This is a genomic window from Maridesulfovibrio sp. (assembly GCF_963666665.1).
In the GTDB taxonomy this organism is placed as follows: Bacteria; Desulfobacterota; Desulfovibrionia; order Desulfovibrionales; family Desulfovibrionaceae; genus Maridesulfovibrio.
Window position 1 is genome coordinate 3,958,005 of the sequence record NZ_OY762999.1, and the last position, 23,701, is coordinate 3,981,705.

Genomic DNA, 23,701 nt, shown 5'->3' on the forward strand with positions numbered 1-23,701 from the left:
GGCGCTTTTGTTTTTTTAAGTAAAGCTGATGTCGTCAGCTGTGACATCGTCCCCGCTGGCAATCTGGGCAATCATGGTTGCTCCGCCGGCTTGGTCTCCGTTGGAGTCATACCAAAGTTGGTTGTTGTCATCGAAGATAAAGTACGCACTGGTTGTGCCTATATTGGCACTATCCGTATATCCGTCATCGAAAGTGTAAAAGCTGGCAGAGCTGTCAAAGTCTGAACCGCTGAAGCAGAATTTATCACTGTTAGTGGCATCTGTATCATGGTTTTGAAAATTGTTGATAGTATCTCCGCCTTCGGAAAGGGAAGTATAGAGAATTTGGGTAGCTTTGCCGTCTACAAGGTTTATTGTGTCAGCTCCTCCGCCCCCTTGTATGGTGGAAGTGCCAGATGAACTTGCGGTAATGGTGTCAGAGTAGTTGGATCCGATAACTCCCTCAATATTTTTAAAGGTGTCATTCCCCCCGCCTAATGTGACCGTGCAAAGGTTTCCTGATCCCTCAGCATTGTTGCTGAGATCAATATTTATGCCTGTTCCAAGTCCTGCAAAGCTGATGAAGTCTGTTCCGCCCCCGCCATCAATATTATCTGTTCCGTTGCCGCCTTCGAATGTTTCTGAAGCATCAGAGCCGGTAAAAGAATCATCGCATGAAGAACCGATGAAGTGTTCGATTCCTTTGAAAGTGTCAGTTTCTGAGTAGTCCGGGCGTTCGGCAGTACCACTGCCGCTACCGGTATCGGCTATGATTGTTACAGCCTTGCTTGTGTCACTATAATCAAGGGTGTCAATACCGCTTCCACCGTCTATGGAGTCGTTGCCCAGTCCTGCAATAATGTGGTCATTGCCTCCACCACCAGTGAAAGAGTCGGCTCCGTCTCCACCAATCATGGTTTCGCTGTTGGAACTGCCGTTGAAGATGTCGTCATGGTCAGAGCCTTGGTAGATTTCAATATTGCTGAACTGGTCCGTTCCATCGGAATGGGTAACTGAACCACCGGAGTCATTGATATTGAAGGTTACCCCGCTGGTTGAAGCTGAATACTCTATGCGGTCGTATCCTTCGCCGCCATCCAGAGTGTTATCTCCCTTTTCACCTGCAAGGCTGTCATTTCCGATTCCACCATAAAGAACATCACTTCCGTCTCCACCGGAGATGCTGTCATCCCCGGCTGCACCGTCAAGGGTGTTGGCTATTGATGATCCGGTTATAGTGTCGTTGCCGGATGTTCCCAACAGGTTTTCAATGCTGGAAAGTATAACTTTGTTTACAACACTATTGTCGCTGGTGCTTTTAACGAAAACATGGTTGCTGTTCATTTCAGCAACAATGTAATATTGGCTGGAAAGATCATCGAATTGGACCCAGTCAGAACCTCCGCCTCCGGTCACTGATTCATAGGTAGAGGGAGTTGCTAAATTAAAATTATCGTTCAATCCTACTTTAAAGTAGTTGTCGTTATCGTCTCCAGTAAGGGTGTCGTTATACTTGGAACCGATGATTCCTTCTATGTTGAGAAATACATCGGTACCTGCTCCTCCGCCGAAAGTCACTTCATTGGCACCGTCAAGAGCTACGGTTACACCTGAGCCTGCATCAGCAAAAGATATAAAGTCCTTGTCGCCGCCCTGACCGTCCAGATAGTTGATTCCGGTTCCTCCGCTCAAGGTGTCGTTGCCTGCTCCGGCGTATATGGTATCGTTGCCAGCTTCTCCGGAAAAAGTTTCATCATTGCTGCTGCCGTTGAAGGTGTCTGCTTGTGCGGAACCAATGAAGGATTCCACGCCGCTGAAAACGTCTTCACCGCCGGAATGGGTAACGGTGGTATTGCCTGTTTCCTGAACAGTAACTGTCACCGCGGTACTGGAATCAGCAAAGGAAATGGTGTCGGTTCCTTCTCCGCCTATGAACAGGTTGTTGCCATCACCACCATTGAAGATATCGTTTCCTTTGCCACCGATAAAGGTGTCTCCGTCGGCATCGCCTATGAACTCATCGTTTCCGTCTGATCCGATGTAGGTCGCAAAGCCGGAAATAGAATCAGATCCGGTATCATCAGATAGGGTGTGGTTTGCAGTATTATCGCCGACAATAATGTTTACACTATCGAACCCTAGGTAGGAGAGAGAGTCATTTCCTGAAGAAGTTCCATCAATCCCTCCGCGAAGTACGTTGTTTCCGGTTCCGCCTTGAATGAAATCGTCACCATCCCCACCAAAAATGGAATCATCACCAGCACCGCCTGATAACGAGTCATTATCAGCTTCGCCATAGAGTACGTCGGCTCCACTGCCGCCAGAGATGGAGTCTGCTCCGGTGCCCCCGTAAATTTGGTCGCTGCCTGCTCCGCCGGCCAGAATGTCGTCGCCGCCATTGCCGTATATCCTGTCGTCACCATCGTTGCCGTCAAAGGTGTCAGCTGCATCACTGCCGTTGAAGGTGTCGTGGGTTCCGCTACCAAGGATTTTTTCAATACTGGTGAATGTGTCTTCAGGATCAGACGCCCCGACCAACTTAGCCGTTCCTTTCCCGGAACCAGAGAGGGTAATGTCTATGCCGAAATCGCTTCCGGCGGTAATGTAGTCGTAGCTCAGGGAATCTATACCTTCCCCGCCGTCGATGATGTCTGCTCCTTCACCACCGGAAATGAAGTCATTGCCGGTCCCACCGTCGATACTGTCATCTCCTGCCCCACCGGAAATGGAGTCATTGCCTGCTTCGCCCAGCAAAGTGTTGGCTTCATCCGAGCCTGTAATTTTATCAGCTTGACTGGAACCTTGTACGTTTTCAATGTTGGAAAGCTTAATCTTGCTCTTTACTGTTGAGCCGTCTTTGAGTTCGGCATAGGAGGACTCTGATTGTTTAAGCGTGATGTCTACGCTGTAGTCAATGGTTTCGAATTGAATCCAGTCACTGCCGTCACCGCCATTGATGGATTCCATGGTGCTGCCGTCATAATCAGAGTTGAGTAGAGGGTTAAATCTGTTGACGCCTTCATCACCTACGAGAGTATCTTCATGATTGGTCCCGATCACACCTTCAATATTGACCAGCACATCGTGTCCGGTATCGGTGGTAACTGTTACTTCACCTGCGTCATTTTTGTTGCTGAGGTCTACGGTAACACCGTGTTCCTGCTCGGCAAAAGACGCGAAATCTGTTTCATGGGATTCGCCTGAACCTCCATCAAGGTAGTTGTTTCCGGTCCCGCCGTTGAGCATGTCTTCGCCCGCGCCGCCGTACAAGGAGTCATTTCCGGCACCGCCGAAAAGTTCATCATCCCCGGCTTCCCCGTAAAGGGTGTCGTTGCCGCCAAGTCCCTTAATTGTATCATCGGAGCTGCTGCCGGTAATAGTATCGGCTTCGTTTGTGCCTTCTATGAGGCCGCTGCCGTGAATGTCGTGTTCAGTGTCTTCTGACTCCCCGCCGGTATCGTCGTTTTCGGTATCTCCGGTGTCATCATTGTCTGTGTTTGCATCTTCAGCTTCGTTTTCATTTTGCTGGTTGGTATTGTTACCTTCTTCAGTTTCACCGCCGTCGGTGTCTCCAGAGCTGCCGTCCTCACCTTCTTGCTGTTGTTCTTCCTGTTGGCTTTCGTTTCCTTCCCGTTCTTCAACTTCTGGTTTCTCAAATGGTTCAGGAGGCTGGTCAATTTTATCTGGGTTAAATTTTTGTTGACCGACAAGAGCATCATCGCCCGGGTCCAGTACACCTTGTCCTGGATGCAGTACTCCCCCGTCACTAACTGGTGCTCCGGGATCTCCTCCGCCCGGATCTACATCGCCGGGAAGTTCTTCTTGGGGACCGTCCTGCTGCTCTCCTTGCTGCTCATCATTTTGCTGTTCGTCATTCTGCTCATCAATTTGATCATCCTGCTGGTCGTCATCCTGCTGTTCGCGGATTTCCTGTTCCTGCCTGATGTTCTCGGAAGCGATTTTACGGAAGTTATCCCGTTCCTGCGTGGAGAGTGAGCGCACGGGGCTGAGTATGCCGGATTTGCCGACGTCGACCATCTGGCCGGAAAAAAGCTGGCGTATTGCACCGGTTGCCTTACTCTGCAGGAGCATGGCTTTACCGGCATGAATTTCTTCAACACCGTGTTTTTCGCCATCGCTGCTTACTTCACTGAGAATAATTGTTCCGCGGATACCGATGGTCGCCAGCGGTGAACCGAGCTTGAAACGGTCCGGGTTTTGTTCGGCAATTTTACCTGTAACTGTACGGAAGGTTCCTTGGGCAATATCACCCAGAAAACTGGATTCTCCGCCGTCGGGATCATAAACGTAGTCATCAAGTGCAATGCGGGAGTTGGCGCCTTGTGAAATCAGGGTGTCATCAGCAAAACGTACCTCAACATTACCGTTTCCTCCGGTGACCAGTTCTTCGCCCTGATAAATAGGACTTCCCGGTTCAAGGATACGTGTCCCGGAAGAGGTTTGAGCGTAGGCGTCACCGGAAACCCCGGTAACTACTCCGATTTCATGAGGATGGTTTTGTTCAACAGGCATTGTGTTCTTTGTTTTTTATGTCTTGTTTATGAAAATTAATTTGTCTTAGATAATAATGAAGCAAGAATTTATATTTTTAAAATAAAAATGCAACGCGAGCAAGTGATATCGGGCTTAATTGCTGAATGTTGATGCCTGTCAGCGGTAAGTGCTTCTACGTTAAATTTAGAAGTTGTATTCTGTCTGTCATATAGTGTACACTTAACTTTGCAGAACTAATATATATTCCTCGTACAGTACGGAGAAATGCATGGGTGTTTTTGAAAAAAGCAAGGGGATAGGACGTAGAAGTCCTGTTTGGTTGAGGGTTGCCGTACCTACGGTTGCTTCTTTGCTGCTTTTTATCATTGTTATCTTTGCTATCCATATGCCTGCGGTTCGGGACGCTCTACTCTTCCAGCGTAAAGAATCCTTAAAACATATGACTCAGGTTGCCATTGGTGTTCTTGACCATTTGCGCGATCAGGAACTCAAAGGCATTATTTCTACCGAGGAAGCACGGAGGAAGGGTGCTGAAATAATCGGGATGATGCGTTTTGGACCTGATAACAAGGATTACTTCTGGATTAATGATTTTAATGCCAAAATGATTATGCATCCATATATGCCGGAGCTGGATGGCCGGGATATGTCTAAGTTTGCTGACTTTAAGGGTAAGCTGCTCATTGTTGAGATGATCAATGCTACAGCGAAAGATGGTTCCGCATTTGTGGATTATCACTGGCAATGGCAGGATCAACCCAATAAAATAGTTCCTAAAATTTCCTATGTGCAGAGGTTCTATCCTTGGAAGTGGATAGTGGGAACCGGGCTGTATCTTGATGACCTTGAGTCCGAGGCTGCCGCACGGAATCGTGAATTGATCATGATGACCATTGGCATTCTGGGGCTGATTTCCCTGCTCTCATTTTACACTATCGTCCAAAGCAGAAAAGCCGGGAAGGATATTCAGGAAAGTGAGGCCCTTTTCAAAGGTATCTTTAATCACAGTCAGCAGTTTATGGGAGTGCTTAGTCCTGAAGGCGTCCTGCTGCTTGCCAATCAAGCCTCATTGGATTTCATTGGCAGTGAAAATGATAAGGTCATCGGACATTATCTTTGGGAAACCCCGTGGTGGGAGGATTCTCTGGCTGCACAGCGTGAACTGAAGGAATTGATTCAGGTTGCTTCATTTGGCGGTGTGGGCAAGGGGATATTTAGACATGAAGGACAAGGTGGGCAGGTCATTTATGTTGATTTTTCCGCAAATCCGGTAGTCGATGACAGCGGTAAAGTCCTTTTTCTCATCGTCGAAGGTCACAATGTCACAGAACTTAAGGAAGCGCAGGAACAGATTGCTCTGAGTGAAGCCATGTTCAGGGGCGTGTTCAGCCAGTCTCTCCAGTTCATGGGGGTAGTTGATCTGGATGGTAATCTCAGAGAAGTGAACAGAGCAGCTCTTGATATCAGAGATATCGCTGCTGAGGATGTTCTGGATCGTCCTTTTTGGGAAGGAGCTTGGTGGCAGGATCCGCCGTCACTGCGGGAGAATTTAAAAGAAGACATCAAGAATGCCGCCAACGGGCATATTGTCCGCAGGGAAGTGAAGACAAATCTTCCTGACGGAAGTTCCCGGTATGTTGATTTTTCCTTGAAGCCGGCCTTTGATATTGATGGAAAAATGCTTTTTCTGCTTGCTGAGGGCAAGGATATTTCTGAATTACGTTCGGTTCAGGATCAGTTGAGCTCATTAAATCGTGATCTTGAACAGAAGGTTGAGGAACGGACTGCCGAGCTGCGCAGCTCCGTGGAACGTCTTGAGAATGCCCAGAACCAGCTCATTCAGTCTGAAAAAATGGCAGCTCTCGGTGACCTTGTGGCCGGAGTTGCCCATGAGATCAACACTCCGGTGGGATTAGTGTGACCAGCATCAGTTTTATGGAAGAGAAGCTGAATGAGATCTCAAAGAAGCTTGATTCAGGGCAATTGCGTAAGTCTGACTTTGATAAGTTTATATCCGTAGCGCGGGAGGCCACTAAGTCCAGCATGCTTAATCTGCATCGGGCTGCAGAACTGATCGGTACTTTTAAGCAGGTGGCCGCGGATCAGGCTTCAGGTCAGAAAAGGACCATTAATTTCCGTGAATACATAGACGAAATCCTGCTCAGCCTGCGTTCCAAGTACAAGCGAACCCAGCATAAGATCAATATCAATTGTGCTGACGATCTGGTTTTGAATACTTATCCCGGTGTTTTTATGCAGATATTTTCGAATCTTATTATAAATACCCTGATCCATGGATTTGAGGGTGTTGAGGCTGGGAATATTGATATCGGAGTAGAGGTTGCCGATGAAGGTATTGTTATCCGCTACACTGACGACGGTAAGGGAATGAGCGAAGCCAATGTGCATAAGATTTTCGAACCTTTTTTCACCACCAAGCGCGGTGCAGGCGGAACTGGGTTGGGAATGAGCATCGTTTATAATCTGGTTAACACAAGGCTTGGCGGAACTATTAACTGTTCCAGTGTTGAAGGTCAGGGTACTGCTTTTACTATTGTCCTGCCCAAGGATACTATTGTTGAGGAATGATTTTATTGATTTACGATCTCTTGACTGAATGGTATTAAATCATATCTTTCATATACCGCATCGATTCCGATGCGGTATTTTTCTATCAAGATAAAAAAACAGGAGATTTTAATATGACCAGTCAGATCAAGACTTTTTTCCTGCTCGCCGCGCTTACGGCTATCATTCTCTTTCTCGGAGGATTGATGGGGGGACGGACCGGGCTTGTCATTGCCTTTGGCCTTGCCATGTTCATGAACGTGGGCAGCTACTGGTATTCCGATAAAATCGTTCTTTCCATGTATAAAGCTCGCCAGCTTTCTCCCAACGATGCTCCTCAGGTACACGCTATGGTCGTAGAACTGGCTGCCAATGCCGGAATTCCCACCCCGCGCCTTTATGTGGTTGATCAGGATGCCCCTAACGCATTCGCCACCGGACGCAACCCTGAAAATGCCGTTGTAGCAGTGACCAGCGGGATCATGCGTATCCTGACTCCTGAAGAATTGCGCGGTGTTATTGCCCATGAAATCGGACATATAGCGAACCGCGATATCCTGATCCAGTCCGTTGCGGCAGTTCTGGCCGGGGTGATTATGATGGTCGCCAACATGATGCAGTGGGCTGCAATTTTCGGTTTCGGCGGTGATGACGAGGAAGGCGGAACCAACCCCTTTGCTGCGATTCTTGTGGCAATCCTCGCACCTATTGCCGCTTCCCTGATTCAGATGGCAATCTCCCGTTCCCGTGAATATCTTGCTGATTCCACCGGAGCACAGATTTCAAGTGATCCTAAGGCGCTGGCGTCCGCACTCTACAAATTGGATGCAAGTGCGCGCAACATTCCCATGGACGCCAACCCGGCAACTGAAAACATGTTCATCGTTAACCCCTTCAGTGGCGGAAACATGGCAAACTGGTTCAGCACCCACCCCTCTACTGAGGACCGCATTGCCAGACTCATGTCCATGGCTGGAAGATAATTGATATGAACCGCGCGTTAAAAAGTCTCATACTTGCATTGCTCGCTGTAGTTATGACCCAGCCGGCCCTTGCTGCCCGGAATGATTCCCTGCGCGTGACACCTGTAGTACGGGCGGTGCAGAAGACCGCTCCGGCTGTTGTGAATATCAATGTTACCAGTATTGTAGAGCGTGGTGTTTCTCCGTTCGGACAGATGTTCGGAGGGCAGGGGCTTGAGCTGTTCTTCGAAGGCCTCCCGACCCAGAAACGTAAGTTCCGTACTCAGTCCACCGGTTCCGGGGTGATTATTAACGGTCGCCGAGGGTTGGTGCTCACTAATGCCCATGTCCTTTCAGGCGGAAGTGATATCAAAGTCAGGATGATCAACGGCGAGGAATATCCTGCCGAGATTGTCGGTTCTGATGCGGATTTTGATATTGCAGTCCTCAAGATTAAAGGTGCGGGCAATCTGCCGCAGGTTGCCATGGGCGACTCGTCGGATATTTATATCGGTGAGACGGTCATCGCTATCGGTAACCCCTTCGGCTACACCCATACAGTGACTACCGGGGTTGTTTCAGCTCTTAAGCGCACCGTTAAGTCAAAAGAGGGTGCTTATACTGATTTCATCCAGACTGATGCCGCCATTAACCCCGGTAACAGCGGCGGACCGCTGCTGAATATCATGGGTGACCTGATCGGTATCAATACAGCCATTCAAGCCCGTGCAGAAGGGATCGGCTTTGCCATTCCCATCAACCGGGCCAAGCGTGTGGTCAAGGAACTGCTCGAATCCGGTAAGGTCTCTCCGGTATGGCTGGGACTGAGCGGTCAAGATCTTGATCAGGGGGCAGCGAGCTATTTCGGTCTATCTCGTGTTTATGGGATGCTGGTTACCGATGTCCATAAGGATACTCCGGCATCCTATGCGGGCTTGAAACCCGGTGATGTTATTTTGAAGATTAACGGTATCGAGGTTGAGGATAAGGCCGGATACCTTGCCTTGCTCCGGGTTCAGACCCGCAGTGAGGATGTTGATCTTGAAGTTCTTCACGATGGCAAAGTTCGGAATATTGTGGTCCGTCCACAATCTTTGGAGTCGCAGCAGGTCAGGTCTCAGGCATGGACACGCTGGGGAATGGTTGTGGACAATGATTCTCGCGGGCGGGGCATGCTGGTCAGCAAGGTGCGTAAAAACAGTGCAGCAGCAAGGCTCGGCCTGCAACCCGGTGACAAGATTCACCAGATCGGCAACCATATGGTAGGCTCGCAAAAGGATTTTCTTGATTCCTTCTTGCGCTACCGTATGAACAACAAAGTCATGCTCAAGGTTCAGCGTGGGCGTAATTTCTATTACGTTAAATTGAATAGCTAGAGCCGTTTTGAATATAAAAGAAAAGGCGGGCAGTCCTAAGTGGATTGTCCGCCTTTTCTTTACTTATACTCTTCAAGCACAGAATAAATAGGTCCGTCCGGTGTAAGCTCGCTTTTGTAGAGAGTGAAGCCGTTTATCTCTGCCTCTGGCAAATCAATGCCGTTTATCTTTTCAGCCAGTGCGACCCAGTCATCCTTGGCAATTTTTTTGACCCGTCCCAGAGTAAGGTGGGCGTGGCAGGATTTTCCCTTTTCTTCAAAGCCCAGCTTTGCCATTTGATACTCAATTGTTGCAGCGGTAGAGCAGAATCCCTTGGCGCCCTGTTCAAGTCCAATCCAGATCACATGCGGCTTTTCAAGTGCCGGAAAGAAGCCGGCTCCTGCTGTTGAAATTTTGAAGTTTACAACCGGGATTTTTTTGAGTACTCCCTGCACCTCTGCAAGTTTGTCCTCCCCTATTGGACCGAGAAATTTCAGGGTGAAGTGCATATTTTCAGGCTTAACCCATGCGATTTTTGATTTCAGCCCTTCATGCAGGCTGCAGGAAGCTTCCCTTATTATTCCTTTCCACTCCTCGGGTACGGGGTGTGCGATAAATGTGCGTATCTTTTTCATATTATCCCAACCTGTTAAGGTGTTTATGAACCGGGTGTGGAAAAAGTGAAGAATAATTTCAACATTCCGAACATTATATCATCATTATTACTGTTGGCGTTGGAGTTGTTTACGTAGGTCAGGTCCGGGACAATTGAAAAATTGTCGGTCAGCTTGACTTGGTAGTAGGTCTCGTAATGGAACTCCATGTCTTTGTTGGCAGTATGCTTGTTGCCTTGCACGCCACCTGCGGCAACACCCCAGACATCCTGCTCCCTTCCGGGGATCGGGCCTTGCCAGTGAGTACCGATCGACCATGTCCAGCTGATGTCGTTTATCGCGCCGTTACCTTTTCCCAGCCTTGCGAATATCCCGAAATCTTCGGTGATGTCCTGATCCATGTTAAAGGCGATACCCCAGTTCGTTGAATCTTCACTTCCATCAATGCGCGGCTGGTCATACGTGTTAGTCCAGCCGAAGATGCGGTAATTACCTTTCAGTTTACCAAAGCTGGGGGAATATGTCAGCTGTCCGCCGATGAGCGGACTGTCGGCCATATCTTCAAAGTCGCCTTTGCGTTGATCGCCGGGTCTTCCTGCATAAGTTGTGGCTTGGGCCAGCATGGTGAACTTGAATTGCTCTTCCGGGTTGAAGCCGACAGCAACGATGGGTAGGTTGGTATCAATTCCGTCAAAGATCGGCTCATTGTTGAACATGGAGTTGACGAACTGGATACGTCCGTTTCCGGCAAAGCGGTTTTCATCCATGAAGGATTCAGGGTCAGTCCAGCCTAGGGATACAAACATTTTTTTGTCTGTGAAGTGCTGGGTGTAAAGCACATCTGAAATGGATGCCTGTCCACCGGGGCTGGTCCGGGATGCCTGAGAGTTCAGTGGTGAGAGCACCATTCCACGGCTGGAGGGATTGCTGTGTATGTCTGAAACACCGCCCTGAACCTGAAAGAAGAATTTCCCGTCTTCAATCGGTTCCCAGTGCAGTCTGAGCCGGGCTTTGAAAGCGCCGTATTCGTTGCCGTCCTGCGTCTCTCCGTCAATCTTGCTGTTTCCGTATGCCTGAATATAGCCGAGCACGTCTCCTTCAATGGTCAGAGGCCCGGTGGCATTCTGCACTTCATTCCAGGATTGCTGGAAATCCTTAAACAACACAGACTGGCGTTCTTCCGCCTGTCCATGCAGGTTCAGGGTTTTGCGCAGGGAGTCGCGGCAGATTCCATTTGTCGCGCAGCAGAGAACAAGGAGGAGAATCAGGAACAGCGTCTTTTTCATCGGGAATTAACTCTCTTTAAGAAATTGGTGCAGCTTTTCCAGTACTGTTTGCAGGCTTTGATCTTTTACGCTCTTGCGGTCGCCGCTGAAAAGAAATTTTTCAGCATAGGTTTTCCCGTTTACATGCCAGCCCATCCAGACCGTACCCACTGGTTTATCCGGGGTTCCGCCTGTTGGCCCGGCAATGCCGGAAAGGGATATGCCCACATCGACATTAAGGGCCTTGCAGACACCTTCAGCCATGGCTCTGACCACCGGTTCGCTGACCGCTCCGTGATCTGTGATGGCCTGCTCAGGGACATGCAGCTGCGACATCTTTACTTCATTGGAGTATGCAACCACAGCGCCTGAGAACCATGTGGAACTGCCGGAGAAGTCGGTCAGGGTAGCGGCGACAAGGCCTCCGGTGCATGATTCTGCAGTGGACATGGTCCAGCCTTTTTCAACAAGAATTTTTCCGATAGATGGTACAATGTTTTCAATCATGCAGGTACGGTATACCGATTCAAACAATATTTAAAGGGGCAGTTGCAGCATATTGTTTACTGCAGGGTGAAATGATACTCTCCCGCCATGGCTCTCATGAATATCAGCAGTCTTATCTGGAAAAGACACCAGAATCATTGGAACTGGATTGTGATGCTCGGTTCCCTATGTGTGTTGCTTATGGCCTTGTGGACGAAATCTATTTTTCTGGGTTTAGCTTTTATTGCCGGAGTCGGGGCAGCTATGATGGAATTACCTGAGCCTACGCCGCCTTTTGCTGTGATTGATAAAGTCCTTGAGTATGAACGCAATTGGCTGGAATCCCCATGGGGCTGGAAAAAAGGTTTGCAGGGTTTCGGTATGTCCGCCAGCGTGGTATATGTGTTTTTCGCTTGCTGGTTGGAAAGTCTTATGGCTCTGCTGCTTTTGATTGGAATTTATGCCAATATCGCTTGCGTTTATGGAAATAAGCGCATGGGAATTGATGATTTGTAGGTATTTTATGCAAATTGATGCAAGAATACCCTTTATTAGTGTGCTTAGATTCGCTACTAGTGACCCGTTCGTCAAAATCATATACATGAATTTGACGGGAAAAAAGAATCCGATTTATTCAAAATAAATATGAATTTAGTTTGATGGATCATATCTGCATGGCAGGGCTTGAGACGAGCCTTTTTATATAGATGATATCAGGAGAATGAAATGCTCGATTTGAAATTTGTACAGAACAATCTGGATGTAGTTCGCGAAAGCCTCAAAAAAAGAGGGTCCAAACTTGATGTTAATGAATTCAGCGATCTGGATTCCCGCCGTAAGTCCCTGCTGCAGGAAGTGGAATCCCTTAAAGCCGAGCGCAACTCTACCTCCGGCGAGATTGCAAAGATAAAGAGAGAAGGGGGCGATGCTTCCGAGATCATCGCTCGCATGGGTGAAGTATCAGGCAAAATCAAGGCCCTTGATGAAGACCTTAAAGATATTGAATCCGCAGAACGTGAATGGCTCAGCTCCGTTCCTAACATGCCTGACGAGTCCGTTCCTTTCGGTAAAACCGAGGACGATAACCCGGTAATCCGTCACTGGGGCGAGAAGCCTGAGTTTGATTTCACTCCCCGTGAACACTGGGATCTGGCAGTTGAACTAGGCGGTGTTGATTTCGAACGTGCAGCCAAGCTCACCGGTGCGCGTTTTGCCGTGCTCAAGAAATGGGGTGCACGTCTGGAGCGTGCACTGACTTCTTTCATGGTTGATGTTCAGACTATGGATCACGGTTACACCGAAGTCATTCCTCCGTACATCGTCAACCGCGATTCCCTGTTTGGTACCGGTCAGCTCCCCAAGTTTGAAGAGGACCTTTTCAAACTGGAGAACTGGGAATACTACATGATCCCCACTGCGGAAGTTCCGCTGACCAACCTGCACCGTGATGAAGTGCTCAGCGAAGAAGATCTTTCCATTGCATACTGCGCACCTACTCCCTGTTTCCGTTCCGAAGCCGGGTCTTACGGTAAGGACACCAAAGGGCTGATTCGCCAGCACCAGTTCCACAAAGTGGAGATGGTTCGTTTTGCCCATCCTGACAAAAGTTTCGAAGACCTTGAAAAGATGACCGGACACGCTGAAGAAATTCTCAAGCGTCTCGGCCTGCATTACCGGGTCATCACCCTTTGTACCGGTGACATGGGCTTTGGCTCCGTAAAGACTTACGACATCGAAGTATGGCTACCCGGACAGGATAAATACCGTGAGATTTCTTCCTGCTCCAACTGCGGGGACTTTCAGGCCCGTCGTGCCAACATCAAGTTCCAGCCCAAGGACAGCAAGAAGAAACAGTACGTACACACACTGAACGGCTCCGGTCTTGCTGTTGGCCGTACTTTTGTTGCTGTGGTTGAAAACTACCAGCAGAAAGACGGCTCCATCGTGATTCCTGAAGCACTGCGTCCTTACATGGGCGGTTTGGAAGTTATTACTGCTGAGTAATTACAGATAGATATGAAATAGAGAAGGGCAGTCCGGTGACGGGCTGCCCTTCTTTTGTTTTTGTCTAAGTTGTTTGTGCTTTAAGCTTTCATGCGTTCGGTCATGCTGTTCAGGGTTTTGATCTGTTCGGAAAGGTCGCTGACTACGTTTCTGGACAGGGTCATAGCAGCAGAGGTTTCAGTGGAAATATCACTGATCCCGGTAATGGAACGGGTAATTTCGTCACTGGCGGAACTCTGCTGATCTGCGGCGGTGGCGATAGACTGCACCTGAGCGGTTGCGGCATTGACCAGTGTCACTATTTCACGCAGGGACTCGCCGGAAGCGGTTGCTAGTTCGGTAACTTCGGTGATTGTCTCAACCGATTTTACGGTGTTATCAATATTCTTGCGCGCTTCGTCCTGAATGCTTTTTACTGCATTGGAAACATCGTTGGTGGCGGCCATGGTTTTTTCAGCCAGTTTGCGCACTTCATCCGCCACAACTGCGAAGCCTCGACCTGCTTCTCCGGCCCTTGCCGCTTCGATAGCTGCGTTGAGCGCCAGCAGGTTGGTCTGATCCGCAATGTCGTTAATAACGTTGATGACTTCGCCGATACCTTCAGCCTGATTTCCAAGGGTGGTCATGTCATCCATGAGAATTTTGGCCTGCGTTGAAACTGTTTCGATACCGCCTACTGCGCGGAAAACAACTTCGGCTCCTTCTTCGGCCATGTTTCGGGCCTTGTCTACTTCCTCAGCAGCGCTGGCGGCGTTTCGGGCCACTTCCATCACCGTGGCGTTCATCTCTTCCATGGAGCTGGCGGTCTCTTCAACCCGGCTGGCCTGCTCTGCGGCTCCGGCGCTGGATTGTTCAATCTGTACCATCAGGTTGTCGGTTGCTGTGGATACGGAATATACTACATTATCAAGCTGTACTGCGGCTTCGAGAAGTTCCGCGGCCTTGGTTTCGGCAAGTTCGTTGGCGGCTCTGGCTTCGCTGCTGGCTCGCAGGGCATCTTCTGCCTTTTGTGCGGCTTCCTGCTCCTTACGGGTAATTTCGGTTATGTTTTTTTGTAAGGATTCAGCCATTTCGGAAAGTGCTACCTGCAATTCGCCTATCTCGTCTTTACTGGTGACGGTCAGGTTGGTGTCGAATTCGCCGGATGCTATTTTGCGGGCTTCTTCCTTAATTTCAATGATGGGCTTGATGATGCCCTTGCTCATGATGATTCCTGTCGGGAGCAGGATGAGCAGGAAAAGACCGGCGGAAATTCCGCTCTGCATCAGGATGGCGGTGAAGTTAAGATCTTCCATTTCAGCCCTGATTACCGCAGCCTGGCTCTTGATGTTGTCAATGTATACTCCGGTTCCGATCCAGAAGTCGGTGCCCGGAATCATTGCTGCGTAGCCGAGCTTGGGCATGGGTTCATCGAATCCGGGTTTATCCCATGTGAAGTGTACGAAGTCTCCACCGTTGCGGGCTGCACGGGCCAGTTCCCTTACTGAATAGATGCCGTCCTTGCCCACAAGATTGTCGAGGTCCTTGCCGTGCAGTGAGGGGTTAACCGGATGGGCAACGTTAACAGTGCCTTTGTAGATGAAGTAGTAGCCGGAGGAATCATTTTCATAGAACGCGTCTTTGATCATGGTACGCATCAGCCTTAGCTGCTCCTGTTCGTCATCTAATCCTGCAACCACGCCGGAAAGTGCGGCTGCCATGGATGATACTGCTGACTTGAGCTTTTCCTTCTGGGCATTGAGCATGATTTCCTGTGTCTTTTGGGCTTCAAGCTCGGTTAGTTCGTATGAAGAATATGCGCTGACTCCTATGGTGAGCAGCGAGGTGAAAATTGCAATGCAGAAAAGAACGGCAAGTTTGCCGCGAATGGAAAGTTTGTTCACTGTACCTCTCCCTAATGTGATGAGTGGGTCTTAGTCTCTTTCGATTGGAAGAATTTTTTTGGGGGGATATCGCAAAGAGAAATTAGCTTGTTAGATTTAAATAATATTGCAAAAGGTTCTCAATATCAACACATAGCTGCGAAATAATAGTATGCAGCTTAAATAAAGCTGGAGTGATCTTAACATCTGTATGACGAAAAACATCATACTTTTATATGACATAATGTTAATTAATGTATGGTTCGTGCAAAGAAAAAGGCTGCCGTAAATTACGGCAGCCTTTTTTAAAATTGTTATCGTATTGGGAAGCTACAAATCCAGACCTTGTTTTTTATAGTCATTAAGCTTGTTGCGCAGGGTGCGTACTGAGATACCCAGCAGTTCGGCGGCCTTGGTACGGTTTCCAGCTGTTTGATCCAGACTCTTGATGATAAGTTTCTTTTCCATTTCGGATATGGGCATGACTGCGAATTCTGCTGCTACACCGTCAGCGTTAGCAGCCTGTTCTTCGGCTGGTGCAATGCCTTCAGTGTGTGCTTCTTCCGGCATCCATGCGTCGGGATCATTAAGGAAATGCTTGGACTCAATGGGGCCGGCACCAGCCAGCAGCACGGCTCTTTCCATCAGGTTCTGGAGCTCTCGCACGTTACCGGGCCAATCGTAACTCAGAAGCCAGTTTGTCGCTTCCTCCGAAAAGGCGAGCGGTGACAGGCCGTATTCAGTGCAGTATTTATTAACGAAAAATTTTGCCAGCAGCAGGATATCTTCACCGCGCTGGGAGAGGGCAGGAAGCTTAAGCGGAATGACGTTCAGACGGTAGAAGAGGTCCTGCCTGAATTTGCCTTCCTTTACTGTTTCTTCAATTGCACGGTTGGTTGTAGCCAGTACGCGCACGTCAACCTTTACGGTTTCCACACCGCCGACGCGGTCAATTTCACCTTCCTGTAAAACCCTGAGCAGTTTAGCCTGTAGACCCAGTTCCATTTCGGTAATTTCATCAAGGAGGATGGTTCCACCGGATGCGAGTTCAAATTTACCGAGTTTGCGGTTGATGGCTCCGGTAAATGCGCCTTTTTCATGTCCGAAAAGTTCAGACTCCAGCAGGTGTTCGGGCAGGGCGGCGCAGTTGATGGCTACGAAAGGCTTGTAGTTCCGGTCGGAATGGTGATGCAGGAAGCGGGCGAACATTTCCTTACCTGTTCCTGATTCACCTGAAATAAGTACTGTTGCCTTGGATTTGGCAACCTGCTTGGCAAGGCCCAGAACGCGGGACATGGCCGGATGCTGACCGATTATCTGGTAGCGTCCCTGAGTGCCTTTCTGTTCCGGAGCGGCAGGTTTGTCCGGTGCGCCGAGTTGGTCCGCTGAGGGCATTGAGGAAGGCTTTTCATCGGGAAGCATGAGTTTTATTTTTTCCCATGAAAGCGGTTCCAGCCAGTAATCTCGGGCTCCCAGTTCCATAAACCTCTGGGCTTCATCTGCAGAACCGTTGCGGGAAAAAATAACTACCGGAGGGAAATTTTCGATATTTACGGCTTCGGCCAGAAGAGCCTGAGCGGAATAGCCCTGCATAACCGGCCTTGTGAAAATAAGGCACGGCTTTGATTTTTTGATGAAATTGATGGCCCCGGCAAGGTTATCGGCCAGTCCTGCTTGAAACCCCGCTTCTTTGAGAGGGGAAAACACGGACGTCACGGATTGGGGTTCGGCTATGAATAGTAATGTACTCTCAGGCATGTAGATTCCATATATCTAAGTGAGAACCTTTTCAACTCCATATATATTATTAAGGTCGATTAATTAAGGGAAAATCCTAAAAAGAGTGCAAAATATCCCTTCTGGCAGGCGGGTTTATATTGAAAATGTATGAAATCCTTTTGTATAATGCCCGTTTAAGCTGCCTGCTGCGTATTTTGAGGCTTTCTTTCATATTGATTAGAAAGGAAAATTTATGATCAAAACGCAAGAAAGTTAAAAATAATTTCGATTTACGAAATCAACAATATTGTGTGGAGTTGTCTTTTGCAGGAAAATTCAGGGCTGTTTTTAACAAAAATGATTTTTCATAAGATAGATAATTCGCGAAACGTTAAAAAAAGAAGAGTTCATCCAAAATAGAGATGGACTTGCCGAATTTTGTTCCATTTGATACCCGTTTTTTTCGAGCTAAGAACAATTTTTTACGGGATTTGTACAAAAGTGATAAAATTTAACAATGTCAATAAATACTACGGTGACTACCACGCCCTGAGGGATCTTAACCTTCATATTAAAAAAGGCGAAGTGGTTGTTGTCTGCGGGCCTTCCGGGTCTGGTAAAAGCACCATGATCCGTTGCATTAACCGTCTTGAACCCATTCAGGAAGGTGAAATAATTGTAGAAGACATGGATGTGAACGGTCCTAGGGTAAACCTGCCCCTGCTGCGGGCGGAGATCGGATTCGTATTCCAGTCTTTCAATCTCTATCCGCATATGACGGTTTTGGAAAATATCATTCTTGCACCGACCATGGTTCGGAATATGAAACGCAAGGATGCTGAAGATCTGGCCATGGAACTTCTTTCCAAGGTCAACATTCCGGACAAGGCCGGGGATTATCCCTCCCAGCTTTCCGGCGGCCAGCAGCAGCGTGTGGCAATCGCCCGCGGTCTGGCTATGCGCCCCAATATCATGCTTTTCGACGAGCCTACTTCCGCCCTTGACCCGGAAATGATCAACGAGGTGCTGGACGTAATGAAGGCTCTGGCCCGTGAAGGTATGACCATGGTTTGCGTAACCCACGAAATGGGCTTTGCCCGTGAGGTAGCGGACCGGGTTATCTTCATGGATGAGGGGACTCTCATTGAGGAAAACACTCCCGATGAATTTTTCCACAACCCCCAGCATGATCGTTCCAAGCTTTTCTTGAGCAAGATTCTTTCACATTAGGGAATTCCCCATCTAAATATGATGGGTGTAAATAGTGAGGTGAGGTTATTGCTTGTAAATTAATATTTACAGGCTCAGTATCAGGAAGCTCGCGGTTTCCGGTGTCGGGGATCGCTCTTTTGTATACTCTTTGTCTATTTCCACGCAGGAGGAAAGAATGAAAAGGTTTATGACTCTGGCTCTCGCAGCCGCTCTGGTTATGGCTTTTGCTGCAACTGCATTTGCAGGCGCCACCTATGACAAAATCATGAAAGACAAGGTTATCCGTGTCGGTATCATGACTGACTCCATTCCCGGTGCTTTCTACAACGCCAAGAAAGAATGGGTTGGTTTTGACGTTGATATCGCTAACGAAATCGCAAAACGCCTGGGCGTTAAAATCGATCAGGTTCCCGTTAACAACAAAACCCGTATCGGTTTTCTCCAGCAGGGCCGCATCGACGCTTCCGTTTCCAACATGACTCACAAGCGTTCCCGTGATCAATCCATCGATTTTTCCATCACTTACTTCTTTGACGGTCAGAAGATGCTTGCTCCCAAAGGCAAGTTCTCCACCCTCAAGGACTTCGTGGGCAAAAAGGTTGCAGTTATGCAGGGTACCACTTCTGAGCTGAACGTTAAGAACCTGCTCAAGAGCCTCGGCGATGCTGCTCCCAAAGTTATTTCCTACCAGAAAGAATCTGAGTGTTTTCAGGCTCTGCAGATGGGTCGTGTAGACGCATGGTCCACCGACTCCACCATCCTGCTTGGCTACGCTGCACAGGTTCCCGGTAAATACGAACTGGTTGGTGACTTCTTCTCCAACGAGCCTTACGGCATCGGTCTGGTTGAAGATGATTCCAAGCTTCGTGACGCTGTTAACTTCGCACTGCAGGATATGTGGAAAGACGGCACCTACGAAAAGATCTACAACAAGTGGTACGGTCCTGACACCAAGTACTACTTCCCCCTTACCGAAAAAATTGAAATGTGGCCCTAGGCTTCATTTGATTTGCTAGACTGGCGGGGTCCCGTGGCCCCGCCACTTTTTAAATTGAAGACAAAGAGAAAGTTTCTGCAATGATCAATCGCTATCTGGAAAAAACTTGGGTTCAGTATCTATGCCTCGCCACTGTGACCGCCATACTGGTCTACTATTTCGGCTGGGTCTTCGACTTCGGCTACAAATTCGATTGGTCGGTATTATATAAGGAAGACCCTTCTTACGGCGAAGTTCTGGGCGGTATGCTCGTCACCGGTTTGAACCTGACCATCAGTATCACGCTCATGAGTTCGGCCATTGCGCTGGGCCTCGGTATTCTTTTCGGACTGGGCAGACTTTCACAGTTTAAGCCGGTTTACTATTTTTGTACCTGTTACGTTGAGTTTTTCAGGAATACACCGCTGCTGGTTCAGCTTTTTTTCTGGTATTTCGCTTTGCCCATGGGTTTGCCGGAAGGTGTCCGCAATTTTCTCTTTGACCAGAATTTTGAAATGCTTTCAGCCACTGTGGGGCTCGGTATCTACACCAGTTCCTTTATGGCGGAGGTCATCCGCGCCGGTATTCAGTCCATTCCTAAAGGATTGTTGGAGGCAGCGTATTCTTCAGGACTGACTCCGTTCCAGACCCTGACCAAGATCATTCTTCCGCTGGCTTTCAGGGCCATCATTCCCCCGCTGGGCAGTGAGTTCCTGAACAACATGAAGAACTCATCGCTGGCTATGGTTGTAGGTGTGCCGGAACTCTGTTGGGCATCACAGCAGATCGAAGGTATGACCTTTAAGGGATTTGAAGCTACCACCGCCGCCACTGTAATTTATCTTTCCCTTTCCCTGACTATTGCCGGTATCCTTACCTTGGTTAACTGGAAGTTGCAGATTGTTCCGGTTAAGGACCGCACTCTGGGGCACAAGTTTGCACATCTGCTTTTCTGGCCTTTTGAAGCCCCTTTTGCTTTCTTTGCCAAAATGCATCGTCGTATAAAGCGTAGACGGCAGAATGATTTCAGCCTTTCCAGCTCACAGGCTGCGCGCAAGGCCTTTCTGGCTAAACTCTCCAAGGTGTTAGGACTTATCTGGAAAGGAACATTTCTGGCCTGTCTGGCCTTTCTGGTCATATCCGCTCTTTACGGCGTATCCAAATTTAATTTTGAAGTTATCCGTGAAAATATCGGAACCCTGCTTTGGTGGAGATTCCCCGAAGGCGATCCTAACGAAATTCTTTGGGGACTGGGTGGTCTGTCCTTTTCCATTATCATGTCGGTAATCGCAATCTCGGTCAGTTTTTTCATCGGATTGCTCGTAGGTATCGGGCGTACTTCCAAGAACAAGCTTTTTCTGATCCCGTCCACTTTGTACATTGAGCTTATCCGCGGTAACCCGTTGATTATGGTTATTTTCTGGATTTACTTTTTTATCCCGATTCTGACCGGAAAGTTCATGAACGTTTTCTGGTCGGCGACTATCGCCCTGACCGTATTTACCGGGGCTTATCTGGCTGAAATTGTCCGTTCCGGCATCCAGAACCTGCCTTCCGGCCAGTTCGAGGCTGCAGTTTCCACCGGACTGACTTACTGGCAGGCCATGCGCAAGGTTATCCTGCCGCAGGCGTTGAAACAGATGCTTCCGGCTATTGTGGGGCAGTTTATCGCCATCTTTAAAGATACCTCTCTGGCCTTTGTTATCGGGGTTCTGGAGCTGACATTCGTTGCCCAGGGACTGAACAACAGGCTCATGATCTATCCTTTTGAAATTTATACTACCGTAGCATTTTTGTACTTTATTTGTTGCTACCTGATGAGTCTCGTGGCAAGACGACTCGAACGGAAGCTTTCAACCGAAACCTTCCGTCTGCAAATGTAATTGATTTCCCTCCCCCCGTTTAAGTTTAATTTTACGGGGGGAGGGCTTTTGGCATCGAAGCGTTTCGGAGTTGTCACATGCTCGGTAAGAGTGTTCCTGTTTTTTGTTATCATGCCGTCTGTGAAGAGGACGGTCATTCCCCCGCCACCTTTGCTTCCCATCTTGATATGATTCTGGAGATGGGATTCAAAACCATCACTGCCGACCATCTTTATGAAATCTGCATGGGCCGCAAACCCATGGATGACAAGTATGTGGTGCTCACCTTTGATGACTGCCATATCAGCAATTGGATCAACGTTGTTCCCATGCTCGAAGAGCGGGGTATGACCGGGGTCTTTTTTGCGGTCAGTGATTTTATCGGTCAGGGAAAAATCAGGAGCAGGGCGGATGTTCCGCAGATGTTTTCAATGCGCGAGTCTTTCATCAAGGCTCTCTCTGAAAACGACAACTCCCAGTTCATGAATGAGGCGGAGCTTAAATCACTGGTCCATGACAAAGGTATGGAAGTTTACGCCCATACCTGCCGTCATCAGGGCTGTTTCAAGGACTTCCGCTTCAAAGGTAATTTTTCTGCAGATTCCCATTGGTCCACATGGGGTATTTACCGCAAACGTGATTCAGAGCTGCTTACCTATGATTATGGCAGTGCTTTTGCCTACAATGGTTTCTGGCCCCAGTTCCGTAAGGGCAAGGTAACCTTCAAGCGGCGCTCCGATGATGAAAGGCGCAAATTCATTCGTGATGATTTCAATAGCTGTTTTGAAAAGATCCAGAAGATAAATGGCGCGCATCGTCAGTTCTTCTGCTGGCCTTGGGGTGATTTTGATACTCTCGGTATGCAGGAGGCCGCTGCAGCCGGATTTTGCGGAACCTTCACCCTTGAGCGTTCAGCAAACATGCTCGGCACTGATCCCATGCGTATCAACCGCATCGGAGTGGGGACCAGCAAGGATGCAGCATGGATAAAGAAACGGCTGCTCATGTATTCAAATGAAGCGTCAGCCATGCTTTGTTTCAAATTTTTCACCAAGCGCAACGATATCGGCAAGGTGCTCTACATCACTGACACGGAGAAACTTTCCGGCGGCAGCAGGCAGTTGATCAACAGTGCCAGAGCTATGGTTCATGCCGGAATCGGTGTAGTTGCAGTGCTCAAATCCGACTCCAAGCTTATTCCGGAGTTGGAAGAAATGGGTGTGGAAGTTGTCATTCTTGACGACTTCAAGAATATGCTCGCTGCAGCGGGATTTCTTTCCAGTGTGATTGAAGAGCATCAGATTGACGTGGTTCATACCTACCACAACCGTGCGGTCAAGATCGGCTGCATTGCCAAAGGGCTTTCCCTGCTCGGCGGACGCAAGTTTAAACTTTTCTTTAACCGTGGCGTTATCTACAAGCCTAACCCGCTTGCTCCGCTCTTTTCGCTTATCGGCAATGGTTATATTTGTAACTCTGCCAAGAGCCGTGAAGTGCTGCTCAAACACGGTGTGCTGCCCAAGCGTGCGCAAGTGGTCTACAATTCTTTTGTCGGCGGAGGCCGCAAGCCCAAGCGTGCTGCGGAAACTTCCATCATTTACGTAGGTAATGAAGGCCACGCCAAGGGACCGGATGTGTATATCAAGGCTGTGGACCGTTTGCTGGCGCAGGACAAATGCGAAGGTGTTCGTTTTATTGCGGTAGGAATGGAAGACCTTTCCGCCTACCGGGATATTGCATCGGCATCTACGTTGGAACGCATTGAGTGTCCCGGTTACATTCCTCATGAGGAAGTGGTTAATCTGTTGGCGACATCGCATATCTACGTCATGAGTTCGCGGCAGGAGTCCATGCCAAACACCTTGCTTGAAGCTTTCGAGTGCGGGCTGGCTGCCATCTGCACCAAGGCCGGTGGAACTGCTGAACTTATCCGCGACGGGGTTAACGGTCTGCTATGCGAAGTGGAAGATGCCGAAGCCCTTGCCCAGTCAATGAAGAGGCTCATCGAAGACAGTGAATTGCGCAGTGAAATGGGCCGCTTGAACCGCAGGATAGTGCGTTCTTTCATGTCCACCACAGCTAAAGCTCAAGCTCTTTTGGGTGTGTACTCATCATTGCCCGGAGATAAACCTCAGACAGCACTGCCGGACATTGACCGGTTGATTAAGAAGTAATCGTACTATTTTGAATTCCGAATTTATTTATGGAGAAGAGTTGAATAGCTCTTCTCCATTTTTGTTTTTACAAGAGGTGTTGTGGAGGAGATTCCTTTTGGTTAACGTGGGTTTGAATAATCCATCCGTTAATTAGAAGGGAATAGAA

Annotated in this window: 16 protein-coding genes; 10 read left to right on the plus strand and 6 right to left on the minus strand. The window is 48.6% G+C overall.

What is annotated here, in order from left to right; all coding sequences use genetic code 11:
- Positions 1-15: 15 nt before the first annotated feature.
- Positions 16-4,512, minus strand: coding sequence for a FecR domain-containing protein (locus ACKU40_RS18125; RefSeq protein ID WP_320174189.1), 4,497 nt, complete (start codon positions 4,510-4,512; stop codon positions 16-18).
- A gap of 250 nt (positions 4,513-4,762) precedes the next feature.
- Between ACKU40_RS18125 and ACKU40_RS18130 the strand changes: the two genes are divergently transcribed.
- From ACKU40_RS18130 to ACKU40_RS18145, 4 genes are all read left to right on the plus strand, one after another.
- Entirely contained in the window at positions 4,763-6,415 is a 1,653-nt protein-coding gene (locus ACKU40_RS18130) for a cache domain-containing protein (protein WP_320174190.1), read from the plus strand.
- Complete coding sequence (locus ACKU40_RS18135; RefSeq protein ID WP_320174191.1) at positions 6,412-7,083, plus strand: HAMP domain-containing sensor histidine kinase; 672 nt, start codon at positions 6,412-6,414, stop codon at positions 7,081-7,083. The genes ACKU40_RS18130 and ACKU40_RS18135 overlap by 4 nt, the downstream gene beginning before the upstream one ends.
- Before the next feature lie 113 nt (positions 7,084-7,196).
- Entirely contained in the window at positions 7,197-8,045 is an 849-nt protein-coding gene (gene htpX / locus ACKU40_RS18140) for a zinc metalloprotease HtpX (RefSeq protein WP_320174192.1), read from the plus strand.
- Between the two features lie 5 nt (positions 8,046-8,050).
- Positions 8,051-9,400 (plus strand): trypsin-like peptidase domain-containing protein, encoded by a 1,350-nt coding sequence (locus ACKU40_RS18145; protein WP_320174193.1) that lies wholly within the window; start codon positions 8,051-8,053, stop codon positions 9,398-9,400.
- A 59-nt stretch (positions 9,401-9,459) separates the two neighbouring features.
- Here the strand turns inward: ACKU40_RS18145 and thpR are convergent, their stop codons facing one another.
- From thpR to ACKU40_RS18160, 3 genes are read right to left on the minus strand one after another with little or no spacing between them, the layout of a single operon-like run.
- On the minus strand, positions 9,460-10,014 hold the full coding sequence (gene thpR / locus ACKU40_RS18150; protein ID WP_320174194.1) for an RNA 2',3'-cyclic phosphodiesterase: 555 nt from the start codon (positions 10,012-10,014) through the stop codon (positions 9,460-9,462).
- A gap of 23 nt (positions 10,015-10,037) precedes the next feature.
- On the minus strand, positions 10,038-11,279 hold the full coding sequence (locus ACKU40_RS18155) for a carbohydrate porin (RefSeq protein WP_320174195.1): 1,242 nt from the start codon (positions 11,277-11,279) through the stop codon (positions 10,038-10,040).
- Between the two features lie 6 nt (positions 11,280-11,285).
- Entirely contained in the window at positions 11,286-11,765 is a 480-nt protein-coding gene (locus ACKU40_RS18160) for a CinA family protein (protein ID WP_320174196.1), read from the minus strand.
- An 87-nt stretch (positions 11,766-11,852) separates the two neighbouring features.
- Between ACKU40_RS18160 and ACKU40_RS18165 the strand changes: the two genes are divergently transcribed.
- Positions 11,853-12,260: a hypothetical protein gene (locus ACKU40_RS18165; RefSeq protein ID WP_320174197.1), complete on the plus strand. Its 408-nt coding sequence runs from the start codon at positions 11,853-11,855 to the stop codon at positions 12,258-12,260.
- Between the two features lie 210 nt (positions 12,261-12,470).
- A complete protein-coding gene (gene serS / locus ACKU40_RS18170; RefSeq protein WP_320174198.1) occupies positions 12,471-13,748 on the plus strand; it encodes a serine--tRNA ligase in 1,278 nt (425 codons plus the stop codon).
- Between the two features lie 80 nt (positions 13,749-13,828).
- On the opposite strand, the gene ACKU40_RS18175 is transcribed toward serS, so the two are convergent.
- Complete coding sequence (locus ACKU40_RS18175; RefSeq protein WP_320174199.1) at positions 13,829-15,631, minus strand: methyl-accepting chemotaxis protein; 1,803 nt, start codon at positions 15,629-15,631, stop codon at positions 13,829-13,831.
- Between the two features lie 309 nt (positions 15,632-15,940).
- A complete protein-coding gene (locus ACKU40_RS18180) occupies positions 15,941-17,368 on the minus strand; it encodes a sigma-54 dependent transcriptional regulator (protein ID WP_320174200.1) in 1,428 nt (475 codons plus the stop codon).
- A 462-nt stretch (positions 17,369-17,830) separates the two neighbouring features.
- Here ACKU40_RS18180 and ACKU40_RS18185 point away from each other — a divergent pair, with 462 nt between their 5' ends.
- The 4 genes from ACKU40_RS18185 to ACKU40_RS18200 all read left to right on the plus strand — a co-directional run bounded on the left by ACKU40_RS18185 (position 17,831) and on the right by ACKU40_RS18200 (position 23,553).
- Positions 17,831-18,559: an amino acid ABC transporter ATP-binding protein gene (locus ACKU40_RS18185; protein ID WP_320174201.1), complete on the plus strand. Its 729-nt coding sequence runs from the start codon at positions 17,831-17,833 to the stop codon at positions 18,557-18,559.
- Positions 18,560-18,716: 157 nt separating this feature from the next.
- A complete protein-coding gene (locus ACKU40_RS18190; protein ID WP_320174202.1) occupies positions 18,717-19,538 on the plus strand; it encodes a transporter substrate-binding domain-containing protein in 822 nt (273 codons plus the stop codon).
- An 80-nt stretch (positions 19,539-19,618) separates the two neighbouring features.
- Positions 19,619-21,400: an amino acid ABC transporter permease gene (locus tag ACKU40_RS18195; protein WP_320174203.1), complete on the plus strand. Its 1,782-nt coding sequence runs from the start codon at positions 19,619-19,621 to the stop codon at positions 21,398-21,400.
- A gap of 77 nt (positions 21,401-21,477) precedes the next feature.
- Positions 21,478-23,553, plus strand: a complete 2,076-nt coding sequence (locus ACKU40_RS18200; protein WP_320174204.1) for a glycosyltransferase — start codon at positions 21,478-21,480, stop codon at positions 23,551-23,553.
- Positions 23,554-23,701: the final 148 nt, after the last annotated feature.